The following is a 20754-nucleotide window of genomic DNA, read 5'->3' as shown; positions in this document are numbered from 1 at the left end:
TTACTATATAACATCTTTTTCACTCTATTTTTTTGTTATAATTTAACTATTAGGTTATACCATGTACAGTAGGATGGAATAGAAAAAGTTACAGAGCCATTCGATAAAATAAACTATGGTTTTTTCTATATGTTTAGTTTATACAAAGCCCTTGTTGATGAGAATGATGTGAACCCTGTACTTGTTTCCCGTATCTATACAGATTATTTACTTGAAGAGGTCATTGCCTGTATTTATGAACCCTCCTAAAAAGGTTGTTCATTGCTGCCATCTGCTTTGTAGCGGGTATCAAAGTATGGTTAACAACTATCACCAGAAAAACGTTGAGGATGTACTCCCCGAAGACACTCTACCCTACTATTTTTCACCCTGATTTGTGTCTCCACAACCGAGCTTACGAGCTCTGTGCAGCTAAATCAAACTACCCACAAGCCTAAAAAACGGCTGCTTATTTTAGGGTTTTGATCGTCTGGTGTTAACAGTTGGCAGAATTCAAAATTACAAACAATGGGGGGTATTTTTAAAAATAACTGACAATGTTCCCCAAGAAATACAAGCAAAAAAAATAAACAAGGGAATATGAGCATAAATCAACCAAAACAATATGATACAGAAAATCAACTTTGATAAGCTAAAAAAACTGTTATCAAGCGAAGGTGAAGCAAATAGAATAATTGCTTTTGAGATTATTCAATCCAGTGGGATGGAAATACCAGAAGGTTTAACTTGTTATCTGGTTGAGTCAGCGGATATTTGCATAAAATACGGTAGTCCCTTTATTGATGTTATTAGCGGATCAGATGCTTGTGGAGGGTTATCATATTTGGTAAAAGCTATCAATAAAAGGAACACAGAAAAGAAATCATACCAAAGCATTGCAGAGGAAGCTAATAATAAAAATGATAGAATTGTTGAGAAGTGCATTGACTATATAAGAGGACACACAGATGATGAAATCAAGGCCATGATTTTGAGAGAAATGAAAAATATCATAGAGTTATGATGGTGTCATAAAGCTGGTGAGTACTTTAAATAAAAACAGTCTTCCAATAGAGAGTATCTACGATAAATCACCTTTTTTTCTACGAGCATTTATGAAGTAAACGAAACATTGATTTACTTAAGAGCGCCAGGTCATTGCACTTGGCTTTAATCTCAGTAAAAAGACAAAGCCGCGAAGGGGTACCGGATGCTTTGTGGAAATCTCTCACCCGCGTTGCCAAAAAGCAGGTAAACGTGGTGTATACCCAGAAAAATGAGGATAAGCAACTATTCAAGGGCTTGTCTGCCAATGCCAGTCAGGAGGCATTGAACAAAAAAGGAGAACAAACCTCGATTGGTCATTGGGCAAAAGCAAAAGGTTATTTATATACCTTGCTGAGTCGAAACAATGCTGATAACCAAATATTGCAGGTACGTTTTGCCAAAGTAGCCTGTTTTGTGGCGGGCACCCAGCTGGATGCCATTGGTGGGAACAAAGCCATCCAAGACTTGAAGGCTTACCAAGACTCTGTATGGGCTTATGACCATACCGCCAACAAACGAGTGCTCAAAGTAGTCACAGGCACCAGCCAAAAACAAGCCTCAGCATTGGTAACAGTTGCTACCGCTCAAGATACACTCTATGCCACGCCTGAGCATCCATTTTATCTGCCCCAACTCAAAAAATACGTGCCCGCCTCAGAGTTGCGTCAAGGCAATCATTTGCAATTAAGCAATGGCACTTGTACTGCTATTACCTCCACCCGTTGGTTAGACACCCTCGTCACGGTATACAATATATCGGTAGCCAAGCACCATAATTATTTTGCGGAGGGAGTGTTGGTGCATAATGCAGATTGCGACACCTTATGGGCAAAATTTACCCATTACCCAAAGATGAATGAGGTAAAAGCAAAGGTACAAGGCTGGAAGGATACAAAGCTGGAAAAAGCTTTTGTAGATGATATGGGGGATAAAAACCTGGCTAACAAAGTTTTTGGTGAGCCTAAGCTAGTGGAGGGATGGGCAATTCTAAGCAAAAAGCCTCAATTAAGAAAGAAAATCGCTAATCTTGAAACACTGAATAAGGTTAAAGATAAGTTTAACTACAATGGTAAAGCCGGAAAAGAAGCTTTAGAAGAAGTTTTAAGCGGACATAAAAGCGTGCAAAAGTTTGTTGATAACCTGAAGAAAGCAGATGAGTTAATAGGGAAAAATAACTTTAAATTTTCTGGGGCGAAATCAGGCCAAGAATGTAAAATTTTGGCTGATGGTACACAAGTTGGTAAAGTAACCAATGGGAAAATACAAATGGGTGCTTGGGACGCGTTAGCCAAAAAACCAAATTTAAGGAAAAAAATTGGTAATCTTGAAACACTTGTTAAAATTGAGTCTAAGGTTAGTTACAGCGGAAAAAGCGGATATGAGGCGTTAAGTAAAATATTAGACGGACATAAAAACGCACAAAAATTTATAGATAACCTAAAGACTGTAGATAATGCTATTGGTACAATAAACAATGTAAAGTACACAGCAACTAAATCAAGCCCAAGAGTTAGAATTGTTGATAATAATGCAATACCTGTCAAAGATTTAAAAGGGCCGCGAGTTAATTTTAAACTTATTGCTAATCAGGCAGGTGATAAGTTTTTTACTAAGAAGTTTTTCATGGCATTTGAACTTAAATTCGATGGTATTATCATCAAAGCCGAAAACGTGGTCATAGGAAATATGAATAAAAATAAAATAGCTGTTATTGGACAATCTATGGGAGGGAAGATGAGAAAAGATCCTAATAATATTAATAAAATGATTAGGCAATATGGTGTTGTAGATTATGCCAAAACTTTACGTACAATTGGTTACGATACAAGACTCTTCATAAAAATTCAGCAAGATAAACTACCTTATTTGACTTCTCAAGCAACTAAGCAAATGGATCGAGAAGTACAAAGGTTAGGGCGTTTTTTAACTTATGATGAAGTCCAGAAAACACTAGCTTTTAAACAAAATAAAGATTGGGCAGAAGCTTTAAAGGCTCAGGGGTATACAGTTATTGATATAGGTAATCCAAATCGCTTAACAGATAAAAGTGCCTTTTACGATATGGAGAAATTTACACTATTTGGAAAATAATTTTAAAGTATAGATAGTATGGAAGAGCTTAATAAAGTTGATTCTTTTAAATTACTAATGTTAAAGCAACAAGTTATATCCCAACTAAACTTGGACTATCAAGAGCAGGAAGATTCATTTGAATCTTCACAAGAGATCAAAAGTTATGGATACAAGTTTTTAAAGAGTAATAGGGGTGTAGAGATTAACTTACATATTGGGGAATCTATCTGGCTATCCGTCTATTTGAAAAAAGAAGACTATAGTGAAGATGATGCAAACGATTTTGTTGAACCTACATTTAATCTAGAATATTGGCTATGGAATAATGGCTATTTATTTAAAAAAAATCCATTTAAACTTACAACGTACTCTACGGAGTTTGAACAACAGGTTTTAGGCTTTTTCTCTTTTTTGGGCAAGGTTTTTAAATACAAAGAACTCAAAAAAATTCTTGATGGAAAAATTTGGAATGATGGTTATTTTGATTGGAAAGACAAAGGCTCATATCCTGTTTATGATTCATAAAACTTCCTTCTAAGCAGGTTGAGAGTTTAAGTAATAGGGGGCGAAATGCAGTAGTAGAAGGCAAAGCAAGCCCTACGAAAAGAAGCGTGAGCGTAATTGTGGCAGAGGCAGCAGCGGGCGTTAAAATGAGTGATTTCAAAGCCTTAAAAGAGAAACCCCAAGCCGAGATAGACAAGGCTGGGCAAAAAACCCTGGTGGGGAATTGGGCGGCAAACCTCAAATTAGCAGGCAAACCTCAGGAATACAAGTATACCCTGGTGCGCAACAACAACGTACGCTTTGCCAAAACTGCTTGTTTTGTGGCAGGCACTAAAGTATGGCTACATGACTATAGCCAGAAAAATATCGAAGACGTACTCCCCGAAGACACAGTAAGAGCTTTTGATGCCATTACCAAGCAAGAGGTGCTGGGCAGAGTCACCCACACCATCATCAAACAATCCTCTACCCTGATCGGAGTATACACCATTGCCGATACCTTGTGGGTAACGCCTGAGCATCCTTTTTACGTCAATGGAAGGTGGATACCAGCTGGCAATCTCAAAAAAGGTTACAAATTAACCTTACTGGATCAAAGTCAGTTCCTTGCCCATAAAACTCGTCACTTGCCTCGTTCCAATGAATTGTATGTTGATAGCATTGTTGTAAAAGATACAGTTGCTATAGTGTACAACTTTACTGTGGCTAAACATCATAATTATTATGTGGGGGATGCAGGGGTGTTGGTGCATAACAATGATTGTGATAATTTGTGGGATAGATTTGCCAATCACCAAAATTTAAGCAAAGTAAAAATCAAGGTGCAAGGCTGGAAGGATACAAAGCTAGAAAAGGTTTTTGTAGATGATATGGGGGATAAAAACCTGGCTAAAAAAGTTTTTGGTGACCCGATTTTAGTTGAGGGGTGGAAGGAGCTGTATATTGCAGATGAAAAGTCTTTGAAAACTGATCTTGGAACACTTCAGAGGGTAGCTGATAATATAGAGGTTGTAAGGAAGGTTGGAGGATATAATACTTGGAAGGATATACAAGTCATGGTAGATAGTTGGAAAGATAGTCGAAAAACAGCTTTGAATAATGCATTAAAATCTACGTTGTGAGATAAAGTTCGAAACGCTTTAGGAAATAAAGTTTACTCTGCACGTGAAAAAGTATTCTTTGAAATTATGACTTGGGCAAGGAAAGCGTTTTTTAAAAGCAATGAGCCTTGGTTAGATTTTGCTAAATCAAGCAAGGTGAGAATGTATTTTAGGGCACAAAGATTTGTAATGTTTATGAACAAACCCAACCCTCCTATTAGTGTATCTTTAGGTTCGAGAGAAGCAGATATTCCATACTTTGCAAAAGCATTGAATAGCACAAGCTTTCACGACTTTTATTTAAGAGGCTTTATAACAAGGGATGATTTATTGCAATTGTCTAAGTTAGATGATTGGCTGCCGTTAGTTGCTAAGTCTGTAAAAAAATCATATGACCGTGGGGGAACAATTTATTATCATTTAGATTTGCTCACTGACTTTAAGGCATTATATGATCGAAAAAGCCCTAATCATAAGGGAGGTTCTATTACTGAGCTAAGGTATCTAATAGATAATGGATTATGTGATAAAGGAGTTGTTCATTTTCGTTTAGGGTATAATCCATTGCCTGCTAATAAAGCTAAAGATCTGAATGATGCCATTAACAAATATAAAAAGTTTGTGGCAAAAGATCCAGACAAGAGGTCTTTTCGGGGAAAATTTAATATTTATTTTAAATAAAAGTACTGTATGTCTTATCAAAAAGATATTGAAAGCTTAAGTGTAGCTGATTATCAACTCCCACAAAGGAATAAAAATAACTATATCTCCTTTATTAAAGGATATCTACTAGGTAAGAATGATAAAGATTTTGAAGAGCAGGTTAGTTTATACTTAAATAGGGTACATCAAATTAATATTGAACATAATACTTGGATTGAGCAATTAGATCATTATGCTTTTAAGCAAAATGAATCCTTTAACCTTGTTGATGGACTTGTTAATGTATTAGATGAACTGGACCACTTTCGTGGGGTGCTTAAACACGAACGCCAAGAAATAAGAGATAATTTTACTATTCTGGATGAACACAAAGGGATAGAGCAAGGGCAAGGAAAGCTAAAAGACGGAACCATTGTAAAAGTTGGTGACCTGATACAATTAGCAGATAAAATTGGCGAAGATTACAAAGCTTGTCGTTTTTATGATGCTTCTTTACGGGCTCCTTCCTGGGATTTATTATATCCTTCCCAAAAAGATTTTGAAGAAGTGTATTTCTATGCTGATTCTGAAGATAATTTTATTACTAACTTTGGAAGAGTGAGACGCTTGTTTAGCGACACTATCTCAAAAGTTAAAGCAATCTCTATAAATGATGGTTGTTTAATAGTTTATACAGACATATTCAAAATAAATATGGAAAACGCACTACAGAAGGAAGAAGTATTTATTGTGGATAGTCAAAATAGGGAGAAAATTCTTGACCTAGCTAGAGTATCTGAGGAGTTTCAGTATTATTCCATGGGAATATTGACGGCGCAAGAACTTTTTAACAGAGATGTTTTCCTACGCTTGCCATTAAGTAATAAAAAGTGGTATAAATATCATCAAAGTATAAATGGTAGCTGGCATAAAAATAATGAAATATCTTAGCTGATGCAAACATCCTTGTATGTGATTATCAAACACAACTCTTACAAGATTAGGCTACCCTGGTAGGCAATTGGGCGGCCAATCTCCAACTGGCGGGCAAACCCCAGGAATACAAGTATACCCTGGTGCGCAACAACAACGTACGTTTTGCCAAAACCGCTTGTTTTGTGGCAGGGACCAAAGTATGGCTACGCGGCTACCACCTAAAAAACATTGAGGATGTACTCCCCGAAGACACAGTCATAACTTTTGATGCCATTACCAAGCAAGAAGTGCTGGGCAGAATCACCCACACGATCATCAAACAATCCTCTACCCTGATAGGAGTATACACTGTTGCCGATACCTTGTGGGTAACGCCTGAACATCCTTTTTATGTCAATGGAAGGTGGGTGCCCGCAGGCGATCTCAAAAAAGGTGACCAACTGGCTCTACTTAACCACCGTCAGCTCCTTGCCCGTAAAACCCGCCACCTGCCCCGCTCCGCCCAGGTACGCATTGATAACATTGTAGTAAAAGACACGGTGGCTACAGTGTATAACTTTACTGTGGCGAAATACCATAATTATTACGTGGGGAATGTGGGGGTGTTGGTGCATAATAATGAGTGTAGGGAGCCTTTTTATATTTTGACTGAAGCCTCAGATGGTCACAAAGAGGTTATGAAGGATTTTAACTCGCTTACTCAAGAGCTAAAATATGTTAAGATAGGTAAAGTAGCCGTGCAAAGTGATGTTATTAAAGCAACAGATCCAAAAAAGCCAATGCCAATGGATGAATGGTTAAAACCAGTAGCAAAAACCATTAAGAAATCTTATAGTTGTGGGGGGAAGATATATTATCATACAGACCTGATTGATGATTTTAGGGCACTGTATGACCCTCAACATCCATTTTTTGCGGGTAGTTCTATGACAGAATTACGTTACCTGGCCGATAACGAGTTGATAGCTAAGGGAGCTGTTGAGTTTCGAGGAGGTAGTCAACCTCTGCCTGCCTCTAAAGTTCAAGAAATACAAGATGCCATTAATAAATATCAGAAATATGTGAAAGATAAAGGTAGACGATCATTCAAGGGTGCATATGGTATTCATTTTTGATTTTATAGAAAATATGACTTCATATAAGAAAGATATTGAAAAGTTGATGTGGGTAGATTATCAACTCCCACAAAGGAATAAAAACAACTATACCTCCTTTATTAAAGGATACCTATCAGGTAAGGATGATAAAGGTTTTGAGGAGCGAGTTAGTTTGTACCTAAATAAAGTGCACCAAATTAATATTGAATATAACACTTGGATTGAGCAATTAGATCATTATTCCTATAAACAAAATAAGAGTATGAGCCTAGTTGAGGGGCTGGGTACTTTGTTGCAAGAGATGGAAGATTATTCTGGCAAGTTGGACGAAGAAAAAGCTCTTTTCGATGAAGAAGAGATTTGTTGGGATGGTGAACTTAAAGGAGAAATGAAAGAGCAAATTCAACTTCAAGATAATACATTAATAACTGTTGGGGATTATATTCAATTCACTGATAAAATAGGAGATAGCTATAAACAAACAAAGTTCTATGATTCTTCACTACGTGCTCCTTGTTGGGATTTATTTTATCCTTCTGAAAGGGATTTCAACCATGTCTATTTTTATTTTGATGTAGGAGAAAAAGATGAACGTTTTGTTACTTTTAGCAGAGTAAGATGCTTATTTAGCAATAGCATTATACAGATTAAATCTATATCTTCTCACAAAGGTAAGGTGATTTTGTATTCTGACTTGTTTGCTATAGAGCTTGAAAAGGCCTTTCAGGAACGGGAAATAAAGCTTTTGAGCGAGGGAAATGGTGAAATTGAACTTACAGATTTTTCTAGCTTATCTGAGCAATTTGATAATTATATTCAGGGAATTAGCGAATACCCTTCTTTGAGAGAGACTATTAATAGATGGTGTGTATACTTTTTACGTTATCTTGACAAGCCTTGGTACAAATATCATCAAAGTATAAATGGCAGCTGGCATAAAAATAATGAAATATCTTAGCTGATGCAAACATTCTTGTATGTGATTATCAAACACAACTCCTACAAGGTTAGGCTACCCTGGTAGGCAATTGGGCGGCCAATCTCCAACTGGCGGGCAAACCCCAGGAATACAAGTATACCCTGGTGCGCAACAACAACGTACGTTTTGCCAAAACCGCTTGTTTTGTAGCAGGCACCAAAGTATGGCTACGTGGCTACCACCAGAAAAACATTGAGGATGTACTGCCTGAAGACACGGTAAGAGCCTTTGATGCCATTACCAAGCAAGAAGCGTTGGGCAGAGTCACCCACACCATCATCAAACAATCCTCTACTCTGATCGGAGTATACACCATTGCCGATACTTTGTGGGTAACACCTGAACACCCCTTGTCAATGGTAAGTGGATATCCGCAAGCGATCTCAAAAAAGGGGATCAACTCACCTTGCTGAACCATCGCCAGCTCCTTGCCCGAAAAACCCGCCACCTCCCCGTTCCGCCCAGGTACGCATTGATAACATTGTAGTATAAGACAGGCTGTCTACCTTGGCTTACGGGGAACGCAAAACTATTGAGGCTATTATTTAGAAAGAAGTTAAGCGTGCCTAAGGATGTACAAGCGTATGCTTTTATGACTAAATCTACCTTAGTGTTCCAAAACAATGGAGCCTCGTTGGAAGAAAAGGAGTGGTTGGTGGTGCTTATGCAGTACCCAAAAACAACCGGGTGAGCTTTAAACCTACTGGGCTTACTTTTAGGTTTAGTTTCTTAGACGGAGGCGAAACCATCCACTTTTTGAGTGAAACCAAAAAAGACAAAAAACAAGGCATATATAACTTGAACAAGTTTTCGTATGATGCGTCGTTTAAAGATGCCATGAAAAAATTGTTTGGGGTGCTGGCTTAAAGCCTTATATGGCCAATATAACCCAGGTTTCGTTCAACAGCAAGTCAGTAAGCAGCGTCATTCTCAAATTAGAAAAAGAAAGAAGCAACTCACCAGTTGAAGGAACCAAGTGGCGATGTTTGGCGTAGGCAAAGCTTGCTTCTACCTGGCAACATAAGCGGCGCTTTTTAGTCGTCTTGGCTGCCGCGCAGGAAAAGCGTATCGGGCGAAGCTCCTGGACGTTGATTTTTAAGGGTTATCCGAAGCGAGTCATACCCCGGTTTCGACAAGACCAGCGTCATTGTTTTTTTGCAACCGTTTTTTTCAAAAAAACCTGAAACAAAGCTTATTTCAAACCTGCCTGAACTATCAGTGAGGCGCGCCCGTTGTGTGCGCCTTACAGGGTAGATGTGTACTTTTGCCAAGGGCGTTTTAGAGGCATAGTCAAGCACTATGCCTTGGGTTGTCTCCAGACATTCACAAGCAAACAGCCCACCTGTTAACAATAAAAAGATTACCTTTTGGCGCATTTTTTTAATCTTGTAAAAAACCGTCGATATTTACTACCTCAAAGGTAGGGTAGTTGCCCTGCACCAAGTTGTTGAGGTGCATTTCCAGTTCTGCCCAACTGGTAACCCGTGCCAGGTGGTGGGTGCCTTTGTATACTACCTGGGGCAACGACGCAATGGGGGTGAGCCTGGCTTGAAAATGTGCCAGTACCGAGTGTGCTATAGTAATGCTCACCAACATGGTTTTATGACTTTTTTCTAAAGAGTTGCCATCTTCTGCCGTTTTAATAGATTGCTCGAAAGGGTTGCCCATGTTAAGCGATTTGATCCGTCTGCCATAGATATGTAAGTTTTCCAGCGGAGGTTGGAGAGTAGCTTCATGAAAGTTGGTGGGGTATACAATGTAGTCAGCATCGTCGAAAGTTTCGAAGCGCTCAGCGACTACCAAGCCTCCCATTTTTTGGTCAGAAAATTTAAAAGTAAGTACATCCCCCTTATCAAAAAAGAAGCGCAGTTGTTCGTCCTCTTCTTCTTGCACAGGCGACATTTTCTCAGGCACAGGTTTCTCCTGAAGGTCTTTGTCCCAGTAGCTCTTTTGCTGTTGATAAAAAACCTCAGCTTCCAATATTTCATTGTAGTCGAGGTAGCGCTGCAGCGACTCGTCATGTGCTAAAATCACCTCATTGCCCAAGCCAAACAACAGGTTGATGTCTATATTAAGTGTGGCGTTGTAGCCCAGTTTAAATTTGGCGTCGTACATCAGGGGTAAATCTTCGGCATTTTTTAAGGTATACAACATAAACAACAAGCGGCAAAGGTTGTCGTTGCTGTTTTTCAAAAAATGACAATTCTTAATTTCTTCTTGTAGCAGGGTGATGATCAGGGCACGGTCATCGTTCGAAAAGTGCTGGTATAATTGGCGGGTTACTTCCTGGCGGAAGCCTGCGTGTTGGTCTTTGTTGCCTTCCCAACTATGTTTTTCGGCGTCAATCAGTTGAAACTTAATTTTATTTAACAGGGTTTTATCAGAAGGATTCGCCCGGAGCATAGCCACATATTCTGGAATGATTATCATCAGATTTTTTTATCGTTTTGGCTTAAAAGTAATGAATTTATTAAATTTTGAAAATGCAAAAATAATTTAGTATTAAGTTTGAAAAAAACCTGAAAACAAGGGAATTATTTTCAGGTTTTGTATATAAGTTGACTACTTCATCAAGGTTTCATTTGAATCAACAAGGTCTGATTTTTTTGCTCGCCGTCGGTAAATGTAATGGTGAGGGCTGCCTTCATATCATTCAAAATTACGGGATTATTATTGGCCATACTTATAAAATAAGGGGCGAGTGCTTTGGTATAAAAAGACTGGCTAAAACCTTGGGTAATCTTTCGGAATGCCCTGGAAATAGTTTGGTCATAATTAACTGATTTTGCCTGAATATTTTCCAGCAAGCTTCGCATTCCAGTCACCAGTATATTCATTTGCTTGCCACAGTCAGGGTTCATTCTTATAATACCACCAAACCACCTATTGTCTCCCACCAGGCTCTCGGCATAACGCCCCTCTGCTGCTGCCAGGGCATTGTCTACTTTCTTAAGCGTAGCTTCGGCAGTTTTGGCATACGACCTAAAGTCAGCATGTTGCCCATTGCCAAACCCTTCATTGTCAAAGTACAGTTTCCATAAACTGCCGTAAGCTTGTACCTTTAGGCGTTGGTCTTTACGGTAAGTATAGTCAGGAGAATAAGGCATTACACTGGCAAAAGCATTGGCCAACACCTGAAGGTGTACCTCAGGGCGTTGTTGTAACAAATAGAGCCAGGTAGCCCTCATGTCGCTAAAAGCCGTTGGGGGAATCATCAGGTCAAAGTTAAATTGCACATTGGTAGCATCTCCTTTTGCCGTAAGTTGATGGAGCAATTGCGTAGTTTGGGCGTCGAGCTGGTCATTGTTTATAATGCCCCAGGTACCTGCCAGGTTCAACAACTCTGCTACTGTGTCGCGTTCTTTAGCCTTAAGTTTTTTTTCGGTATGATTATACTCTACGTGCAGGCTATAGTCAAACAAATCTACCGTAGGGTTGGCGGCAGGTTGGGGCGTTTGGGCATCCATGCCTCCCCACCAACTCTGGTTGTACCCGCCCAGGCTGCCATATTCGTTATAGCCTCTTACACCACGGTACACTACAAACTCTTCTTCCTTCCCGTGGTTGAGGCGAGTGGTTACCTTCTTGGCAAACGTGCTCTTGTCGCTGCCACCTATTTTGAAATTACCCACCCCCAGGGCAAAACCCCAGCTTTTGTTTCTTTCTACCGACTCTGAGTTTACATAATTAAGTATTTGCACATTGTCTTTATTGGCCGAAGCTGCCACCAGCCCCTGAGTGCTCATGAGTATCAAACCTTTGTGCGACTCTGCCAGGGCAGTGTCATTGATGAGGGCTTCTATCAACACCTCTTTGGTAGAAATGTAGGAGTAGTCGTAGGTAAAACCCGCCTTAAACTTCTGGCTCGCCAACTTGGTAATGTCTTCTTGCAAGTTATTTTTTACTGTCGCTAGTTTATTCAGCAATTCGTGACTTTTGTTGAGCGCATCTTCTACTATATGGGGTATATTCAAGCGTTTTGCCAGTGCCTGAATAGCGAGTTTTTCCAGTTCGCCGAGCTGATCAAAAGGTACCGAACCATCGGCTATGCTTTGGAGTTTGCTTTCTACTGTTTTGAGTTGGTCGGGTGCCAGGTTGGTAGCAGCGGTCATGAGCTGGGCTATTTTGGAGTTGATCAGCTCGGTGATTTTTCCAGGGTTTTTAAACGACAACTGTACATTGAACCCTAGTGTGCGCGAGTTGTTGGTAGTTTTTGCTTTTTTTACCAACACATGGTACTTGCCCTCGTTGGTTTTGGCAAACACCAACTGAAAACTGTCTTTTACGCTGAATTTCACCCCCATTTTGCCATCCGTTTGGACGTCTAAATTGAGCACTTCATTGTTGCCCAGGTATTTTTGCAAAGCCGAAGCCCCCGCAATGAGCAAATCGGCAAGATTAAAGCTTAAATCTACCCCAAAATCTCCGTAAGCTTCAAAGCTCAATGCTTCGCCCGGTTGCAGTTTTTTCACTCTATCGAGCGAGAAAATAAAAGGCATGCTTGCCACATCTTTTAAAATAGCCTCTTCTACAGTAGCATTGGGTTGGTGTTTGAGGTAAGCGCAGTGCTTGATCTGAGTACCTGTTTTTATCCCTACGCTCAAGCCCTGAACCTCCGTACTGGTTCCGGCATTTGCCTGAATGTTTATACTATACTTAAGCAAGGGGGTGTTGGGGTCAAACTTTACCAAATCCTTTGTCCCTACAATACCGTCCTCATCTTTATCTTCAGTCAGGTTGTTAAACAGTTGAATCTCGTGCTGGAGGTTCATACTGGTAACCAAAGTAAGAGGAGAGAACTCTTGCGTGTCGATATTGAAAGGAGCAAGTGCATAAGTAATAGGTTCTTTGATAGCGTCAGAAGCTTTGAGTTCTTTTTGCGAAAAAATGGGGCTTAGATTCAGTTTTTTAATGAATTCTGCATCGGCCAGGTTCAACACTTTGAGAATATCCATAATGATGGTGGCTTGAGTTTATAGATTACAAGTTACGAATGAGTGTAAGTTGCTTAAAAGCAACTGGCTATGCCTGTTCATTCGTTATGTTTAATTTTGATATAGTTATGCAGTGTACGCTGTGTCAGCCTGTGGGCAAATAGCAGATGCCACCCTAGAGCAAGTGTTATTTAAGTGACAGGTTCGCCCCGTAAATGGGATTTTGGGCATAGCCCTCAACAATAACTGTCCCTGTCTGGTTTGACTGTAAACCTGATGGTCATGCTTTGTTGAAAAATAGCCGAATTAACTGCGTTAAGTTCAGCACAGTAAAGCTGTAGCTTCGGTTGCGCTGCCATTAGCCTATTTTGAACATGTTACTAAATGTGGTGGTCACATCAAATACTGATAGCGTCACATAGTGATAAGTTTGTACACCATAATGCAATAAACAATTGCTGTGAGATTCTTACAAACAAAAACAGAAATATCTTTTGTCTACGCACCAGATATAAAGTGGTCATTATTTTTAGGGGCAATTTTGGCTGCTTATACAAAAATCCCTTTGGGGTTGTACTTATCATACCACACCCAAAGGGATTATAGAATAAATTAAGTATTTTAATCTTCGCCTTGGTTTGTGTCTCTCGCCTCATCACAGCGTCTGGGAACATTATTTTTGAAGGTTTCGATCAGCTTATGGAGACACGAGTTGAAGCGATGATGGTAGGTACCCATTAAAAGCTGGGTAAAGTACTTATGATGCAAGCCCCAAAGGATTAGGAAATCAATTAAAAAGGAGCAATTTAATCTAAATTGGGTACCCATTTTTGCCAGCTCTACCAAGGCATGTATATTTCCTGAGTATGCTGCCTGCAGCATTTTTTCACATTTTCACGGGCCACCTTGTAGAAATTTTACGACACAATGCTGCCTGGTCATTTTTTTTAACAAAAGGGGCCTGGCTGAGTGATGGCGATGTTTGTAAAAGTTTTTGGGCTACGCCTGTTTGTATTTTTGCATCGGCGTGTTCTGTCAGGTAAGCCAGCAGCAATGCTTCTTTGGTAGAGTTTACCTCTATTTTTTGCAACAAAGCCAAGCCATAGTTGCGGGTAGTTGTTATTGGGCTATCGCACAAGGTCAATAAATTATCTACAAAATGACTGTCTTCTATGGTGATACTATCAAAATATGTTTTGGCAAAGTTGACTGTTTCAGGTAAACCAGACTCGAGCAGTTTCAACGCAAAATCGGCTTTTAGACCTTGCCTAAGGGCTTGGATATGCCCCCATTGGCGTACTTTGGGTAGCGGGTGTATACATATTTTATACAGTAATTTTGGGGCGTCTAAAGGTGCTTGTATTTTTGCTTGATGGCATTCCAGCCAATCAATGAGCGTATCTTCAAAAAGCGGTGCTGTAATATTGAGTATTTCATCTCCTAAAGTGGGCATTGCCTGAGCAAAGACTTGCTTGATATCAGGCAGGTAGGTAGCAGGCATTTGGCGCAATAGGTCTACCCAGGTCTGCTGAGGAATGTATTGGCTATATGCCAATAGTTTGTCAGGGTTTTGACCGAGCGCTTTTACAAAAAGTGCCTTATTTTTAGTGTCCAGTAGCGCAGCCAGGCACTGCATAAGCACTTGTGCCGAATGTGCTTCTTCGAGCATCAATCCTACCACCTGGTCTGTTTCTGCTTGGGTAACCTGAGCGTGTGCCACAATAGTTAGCAAAGCCTTAAGCCCCCAGGCACTTTCTCCCAGCCTTTGAATAGTATGTGCCAAAAAGCCCTCGTCTATAGACAGTGTTTGTTGGGCAAACTGAGGCAGGCATTTGTACAATAATTGGGTACGCTGTTGGTGGGCAAGGTTACTCACCAGACACAAAAACATCAAAGGGTTGCACTCAAACGATTGGGTGATCTGACCAAGCAATAGGTGGCGCACAGGAGGAGCCCCTTTTTTGATTATAAAAGCAATTTTTTCGGGCGAATAAGTATATAAATGCGCCATTTGGTTGTTATGGCTTGCCACAAACCATTGCACAGCGCTGGGTGCCTGTATATTGAGCTGGAGCAGTTGCCACGCGTTTTCCTTTCGGTTGCGTATCAGTTTGCCCCATATTTCTCTTACTTCTTTTGTCCTTAAATAACGTTCGGCAAGCTCCCAACCAAAGTTTATCACCGCTGGGTGGGCTATAAACATATAGTCAGAAAACTCCTGTTGTGCCCCATTGTGGTGGTGTGCCTGGTGTATCTTTTGGCGGTAAATCCTGATCAAATCTCTGAGGTGGGTTTCGCTGTGGCGGGCTGCATTGAGCCAGTAGGGGGCATCGTAAGTGGGGGCATTTTTTGCCATACAAAACGCCACTTCACGTGTTACCTGGCTATCTGCTTTAAACAACATTTCGGCAAGGGTGTATACCTCTTGCGGTGACATGCTAAAGTCACCTGTATGGTGCAAAAACTGAATAGACTGCAATACGCTTGCACTGGTATTGCCTGTTTTGAGTTGTTGAACAACCAGTGTTTTCAACGAACTTTTAAATTGATCACTTGCTCTCAAGCGTGATTCTGGGATAAAAAAAGACTGATTGGGAACAAAATTTTTAGATATTTTTCTGGTGTCCATAGCACGAAACATTGTTTAAACAAATAAGACCATTGGTAAGCGTACTTTGAGGCAACCGCGTGTTTAACAAAAAATGCTAACAACGCCTTTAGCACTTCATTGACAGCAGAACAAATATAAGGAGGGGTTTGCTAAAAAACCAATCATTGCTCATTTTTTTAACTTTACATTGGTTATTATATTGGCAATCAATTACTGTGTTCGTTTGTGTGGCTCCAAAGAACATAAAAAAGCCTGCCCTCAATTAAGTGGGCAGGCAGTAGATGTATAAAACTTATACCAGTTTTTTTTGAAAAACTGTCAAGTATGTTTTAAGCGTAAGTATTCAGCATAACAGGCATTACCAACATTAAAATATCGCCGTTGTCTATTTTTTCGGTGGGTTTCAAAATCCCGGCTTTGTTTGGAGTAGACATTTCTATTTTGATCTCCTTGGCAGTAATGTTACTCAACATTTCTATCACAAACTTGGCATTGAAACCAATCTCAAGGTCATCGCCCTGATACTCACAGGCGAGCGCTTCGTTTGCCTCATTTGAGAAATCTAAATCTTCGGCAAATATTTGCAAGGTACCTGCTGCCGTCATTTTCAGGCGAATTTGGTTGGTGCTTTTATTGGCATAAATGGCCAAACGCTTGAGCGAGTTCAACAAACTTACCCTATCTATAGTCAATACATTGGGGTTGTCGGTCGGAATGGCGTTTTCATAATCGGGGAAACGCTCATCGATCAAACGGCAAACCATCTTGATGTCGTCAAAGCTAAAGAAAGCATTGGAATCGCTGAATTCAGCGTGTACCTCTACGGGGTCGTTGGGGAGGGTAGAGCGTAACAAACCCAAAGATTTTTTAGGAATAATCATTGTCATGGGGTCACCTCCACCTACCACATCTTCGCGTTTATAACGAATAAGGCGGTGACCATCGGTGGCAACAAACAGGGTGTGATCTTCTTTGAATTGAATATAAATACCTGTCATCGCCGGACGCAACTCGTCGTTGCTGGTAGCAAAGATGGTATTGCCAATGGCTTTGCCTAAAATATCAGACGACATGGCAATGTTGAGTTTGCTGTCGGCTTGGGCTATTTTTGGAAACTCGTCTGCGTTTTCTCCTGCTAGTTTATAATGTCCGGTGTTAGAGGTAATCTCTACGCTTTTGTGCTCTTCGTCAATGCTAAAAGTGACAGGTTGCTCAGGTAGGCTCTTAAGGGTGTCAAGCAGTATTTTGGCGGGCACTGCTACGCTCCCTGTATCCTGAGTATCTACCTCAATCTCGGTAGTAATAGATGTTTGCAGGTCAGAGGCACTTGCAATGAGTTTTCCATCTTCTAAAACAAACAAAAAGTTTTCTAAAATAGGTACTACAGGGCTAGACATGATCACCCCACTGATGGCAGATAATTGTCGTTGTAATAATGCAGAAGAGACGCTAAACTTCATAATTTTATATCGTTTATTTAAAGTATAAGGCTTACTTTAATACGTAATTGCCTGGAATATAAATTTTTGGGTGTACACCCGGTTAAGAGCTTGTTTAAAATGAATGATCAGGCCTAAAAAAAGTACTTTTTTAACTTCAGATATAAAGTTTAAGCAAGCGCTTAACAGCTAACAAATATACAAAAAATCTGACTTTTTTACCAGTTTTTTGCTGAGGTTTATTTCATTGGAAGTGACGTATGGTTTTTTTAAAAAATAGAGGCTGGAATCTTTGTGTTGGGTAGGATTCTTAAAAAAATAGGTGTAAGATTTGTGGAGAAAAATAGCTGAATTGTAACAAACAAAATAAGACAAAGGCAAGTTAAGTTGCAATCGTTCAAATTTTGTTGTAGTATGGATGCAACAAAACTCATCGATCAATGGCAATAAAGAGGCTTTTTGCTGGTATGATAAAACCTTTTGTCGTTTTTTACGATAGTAGTTATTTACAAGGCTCTGACAAATCATTGTGTAAGATTTTGACTTTGACAACCTTGGTATAGCACCTAATCTAATTTTAAATTCTGTTTAAGTTCGCTTCACTATTTGTGTTTTTACTTAAAAATAACTCATATTTGCGAGCAACCAATAATCACGAGTACTGAATTATGCCAAAAAACTTAGTTATAGTAGAGTCTCCTGCGAAGGCAAAAACAATAGAAGGATACCTGGGTAAAGACTACAGCGTAAAGTCCAGCTTTGGGCACGTGCGCGACTTGCCCAAAAAAGACGCTATAGACATTGCCAATGGTTTTAAACCTACTTATGTTATTTCGAGCGATAAAAAACAAGTGATCGCAGAGTTGAAAAAGCTCGCTAAAGAAGCTGAGACTGTTTGGCTGGCAACGGATGATGACCGTGAGGGGGAAGCCATTTCGTGGCACTTGCAACAAGCCCTGGAACTAACAGAAGCCAACACCAAACGAATTGTTTTTCGTGAGATCACCAAAAAAGCCATTACCACCGCCATACAATCGCCCCGCACTATAGACATAGACCTGGTAAATGCCCAGCAAGCCCGCCGTATTCTCGACAGGCTGGTAGGTTTTGAGTTGTCTCCCATTCTTTGGAAAAAGATCAAAGGAGGCTTGTCTGCCGGCAGGGTGCAATCGGTGGCAGTGCGCATAGTGGTAGACCGGGAGCGCGAAATAGAAAAATTTGTACCTTCCTCCTCATTTAAACTGGTCGCCGAATTTGCCCTCGAAGGTGGTAAAACGTTGGTGGCAGAATTGCCCAAAAAACTACCTAATCAGGAAAGTGCGCGTGAGTTTTTAGAGAAATGCGTAGGAGCTATTTATGAGATAAAAAAACTGGAGAAAAAACCCGGTAAAAAATCGCCCGCGCCCCCCTTTACCACCTCTACCTTGCAGCAAGAGGCTAGTCGCAAGCTACGCTATTCGGTATCGCGCACGATGAGCCTTGCCCAAAAGCTCTACGAAGCAGGTAGGATTACCTATATGCGTACCGACTCCACCAATTTGTCGGACGACGCTATTCAAGCCGCCAAAAGCTCCATAGAAAATAACTATGGCACGCAATACTTCAAAGAAAGAAAATACAAAACCAAGTCGGCAAGTGCTCAGGAAGCACACGAAGCCATTCGCCCTACCAGCTTTGACACCCAAAGCGCGGGCAATAACCGCGATGAGGAAAAACTGTATGAGTTGATCTGGAAACGTGCCATTGCCTCGCAGATGGCTGATGCCCAACTAGAGCGTACTACAGCCACTATAGGCATAGACCCGGTAGTGTACAATCAAACGGCTAACCCGCCTGCCCAAGTTCCCGACTTACAGGCCAAAGGGGAGATCATTACGTTTGATGGTTTTTTGAAGGTATACATAGAGTCTACCGACAACGATGACGACGACGAAGAAGAAAATGCGCTTACCAAGGGCATGTTGCCTCCTTTGACCGTGGGGCAGTTGCTCAACCTTGATCAAATGTCGGCAACGGAGCGTTTTACCAAGCATCCGCCCCGTTATACAGAAGCCAGTTTAGTAAAAAAACTAGAAGAAATGGGCATTGGACGTCCGTCTACTTATGCGCCTACAATTTCTACCATCCAAAAACGAGGCTATGTAGATAAAAGCGAACGCGAAGGCAAACAAAGAGCGTATCAGTTTTTGCAGCTGAAAAGCGATAAAATTACGGATAAAACCAAAACAGAAACTACCGGAGCCGAAAAAGGGAAGATGTTTCCTACTGATGTAGGTATATTGGTTAACGATTTTCTGACCGAGCATTTCGACAGCATCATGGACTACTCATTTACGGCCAATGTGGAGAAACAATTTGATGAGATTTCTCAGGGCAAGCAAGAGTGGGTAAAAATGATTGAAGGCTTTTATGGAGGTTTTCACAAAAAAGTAGAAAAGAGTGCCGACATTGACTCGACCACTTTGGGCAAGCAGAGGCTGTTGGGCGAACACCCCAAAAATGGCAAAGAGGTATGGGTGATTTTTGGGCGCTACGGAGCTTATGTACAAGTAGGCGACAACGAAGATGAAGACAAGCAACGCAGTAGCTTGCGCAAAGACCAACGACTGGAGACGGTTACCCTGGAAGAAGCCCTGGAGTTGTTTAAGTTGCCACGCAACCTGGGCGAGTTTGAAGGCAAAGTCATGCAGGTAAACATTGGGCGTTTTGGTCCTTATGTGCGTCACGACAGCAAGTTTGTGTCGTTGGGGAAAGAAGATGACCCCTATACTATAGAAGGCGAGCGTGCCATTGAGTTGATTTTGGCCAAAAGAAAGGCTGATGCCGAAAAGTTTATCAAGTCGTTTGACGAAGACCCCGATGTACAAGTGCTCAATGGGCGTTATGGACCTTATATAAAGGTGGGTAAAAAGAATGTAAAAATACCCAAAGACAAAGACCCCAAGGAGCTTACGCTTGCCGAGTGTCTGGAGCTTGCCGAGAAAACCCCCGACAAGAAAAAGAAAGGAGCGACTGCCCCTAAGAAGACGACAACGACTACTGCCAAAAAAACAACGACCAAAAAGAAGCCGGCTGCCAAGAAAAAGCCTGCGGCTAAAAAGAAAACAGCGCCTAAGAAAAAAGGTAGTTAAGTTTTTTACTCAGCAAGTCAATAAAAAAAACCTCCCCGTTTATCTTTATGGAAAATGGGGAGGTTTTTTTATGCACCTTGTTTTAAAAAGAGTCAATTACAAATTACGAATGGTTTAATTACGAATTACGAGTGAATCAATTACGAACCAACCGAAGGGAGCTCTGCTTTAGCTAATTACGAATGTTCGCCAAGCGAGGCTTTTTAATTACGAATGGTTTAATTACGAATTACGAGTGAATCAATTACGAACCAACCGAAGGGAGCTCTGCTTTAGCTAATT

Annotated in this window: 17 protein-coding genes; 12 read left to right on the top strand and 5 right to left on the bottom strand. The window is 40.5% G+C overall.

The annotated features are described in order from the left end of the window. Positions 1 to 604: 604 nt before the first annotated feature. From Q0954_RS26135 to Q0954_RS26085, 11 genes are all read left to right on the top strand, one after another. On the top strand, positions 605 to 1003 hold the full coding sequence (locus Q0954_RS26135) for a hypothetical protein (RefSeq protein ID WP_299462079.1): 399 nt from the start codon (positions 605 to 607) through the stop codon (positions 1001 to 1003). A 305-nt stretch (positions 1004 to 1308) separates the two neighbouring features. Next, positions 1309 to 3117, top strand: a complete 1809-nt coding sequence (locus Q0954_RS26130; protein WP_299462076.1) for a Hint domain-containing protein — start codon at positions 1309 to 1311, stop codon at positions 3115 to 3117. An 18-nt stretch (positions 3118 to 3135) separates the two neighbouring features. Continuing rightward, positions 3136 to 3624 (top strand): hypothetical protein, encoded by a 489-nt coding sequence (locus tag Q0954_RS26125; RefSeq protein WP_299462073.1) that lies wholly within the window; start codon positions 3136 to 3138, stop codon positions 3622 to 3624. 86 nt (positions 3625 to 3710) lie between these two features. Next, positions 3711 to 4724, top strand: coding sequence for a polymorphic toxin-type HINT domain-containing protein (locus Q0954_RS26120; RefSeq protein ID WP_299462070.1), 1014 nt, complete (start codon positions 3711 to 3713; stop codon positions 4722 to 4724). A 66-nt stretch (positions 4725 to 4790) separates the two neighbouring features. Next, the gene (locus Q0954_RS26115; protein WP_299462067.1) at positions 4791 to 5384 is read left to right on the top strand and encodes a hypothetical protein; all 594 of its coding nucleotides are present in this window, start codon (positions 4791 to 4793) and stop codon (positions 5382 to 5384) included. Between the two features lie 9 nt (positions 5385 to 5393). Next, positions 5394 to 6296, top strand: coding sequence for a hypothetical protein (locus tag Q0954_RS26110; RefSeq protein WP_299462064.1), 903 nt, complete (start codon positions 5394 to 5396; stop codon positions 6294 to 6296). Between the two features lie 167 nt (positions 6297 to 6463). Then, positions 6464 to 7396, top strand: a complete 933-nt coding sequence (locus tag Q0954_RS26105; RefSeq protein ID WP_299462061.1) for a polymorphic toxin-type HINT domain-containing protein — start codon at positions 6464 to 6466, stop codon at positions 7394 to 7396. Between the two features lie 13 nt (positions 7397 to 7409). Then, on the top strand, positions 7410 to 8336 hold the full coding sequence (locus Q0954_RS26100; protein ID WP_299462058.1) for a hypothetical protein: 927 nt from the start codon (positions 7410 to 7412) through the stop codon (positions 8334 to 8336). 125 nt (positions 8337 to 8461) lie between these two features. Then, complete coding sequence (locus Q0954_RS26095; RefSeq protein WP_299462055.1) at positions 8462 to 8770, top strand: hypothetical protein; 309 nt, start codon at positions 8462 to 8464, stop codon at positions 8768 to 8770. Between the two features lie 119 nt (positions 8771 to 8889). Continuing rightward, complete coding sequence (locus Q0954_RS26090; RefSeq protein ID WP_299462052.1) at positions 8890 to 9048, top strand: hypothetical protein; 159 nt, start codon at positions 8890 to 8892, stop codon at positions 9046 to 9048. Next, positions 9045 to 9224, top strand: coding sequence for a hypothetical protein (locus tag Q0954_RS26085; protein WP_299462049.1), 180 nt, complete (start codon positions 9045 to 9047; stop codon positions 9222 to 9224). Before Q0954_RS26090 ends, Q0954_RS26085 begins: the two co-directional genes overlap by 4 nt. 167 nt (positions 9225 to 9391) lie before the next feature. On the opposite strand, the gene Q0954_RS26080 is transcribed toward Q0954_RS26085, so the two are convergent. The 5 genes from Q0954_RS26080 to dnaN form a co-directional block, all read right to left on the bottom strand. Continuing rightward, positions 9392 to 9733, bottom strand: coding sequence for a hypothetical protein (locus tag Q0954_RS26080; protein WP_299462047.1), 342 nt, complete (start codon positions 9731 to 9733; stop codon positions 9392 to 9394). Between the two features lie 4 nt (positions 9734 to 9737). Then, positions 9738 to 10787: a hypothetical protein gene (locus Q0954_RS26075; RefSeq protein ID WP_299462044.1), complete on the bottom strand. Its 1050-nt coding sequence runs from the start codon at positions 10785 to 10787 to the stop codon at positions 9738 to 9740. Positions 10788 to 10927: 140 nt separating this feature from the next. Next, complete coding sequence (locus Q0954_RS26070; protein ID WP_299462041.1) at positions 10928 to 13312, bottom strand: hypothetical protein; 2385 nt, start codon at positions 13310 to 13312, stop codon at positions 10928 to 10930. A gap of 865 nt (positions 13313 to 14177) precedes the next feature. Further along, entirely contained in the window at positions 14178 to 15920 is a 1743-nt protein-coding gene (locus Q0954_RS26065; protein ID WP_299462039.1) for a hypothetical protein, read from the bottom strand. Positions 15921 to 16231: 311 nt separating this feature from the next. Next, positions 16232 to 17362 (bottom strand): DNA polymerase III subunit beta, encoded by a 1131-nt coding sequence (gene dnaN / locus Q0954_RS26060; protein WP_299462037.1) that lies wholly within the window; start codon positions 17360 to 17362, stop codon positions 16232 to 16234. Between the two features lie 647 nt (positions 17363 to 18009). On the opposite strand from dnaN, the gene topA reads away from it, so the two are divergent. Next, entirely contained in the window at positions 18010 to 20472 is a 2463-nt protein-coding gene (gene topA / locus Q0954_RS26055) for a type I DNA topoisomerase (protein ID WP_299462034.1), read from the top strand. Positions 20473 to 20754 lie beyond the last annotated feature (282 nt).

The sequence above is a fragment of the uncultured Microscilla sp. genome, assembly GCF_947493425.1.
Classification (GTDB): domain Bacteria; phylum Bacteroidota; class Bacteroidia; order Cytophagales; family Microscillaceae; genus Microscilla.
This window is presented reverse-complemented; position numbering and strand designations above follow the sequence as displayed.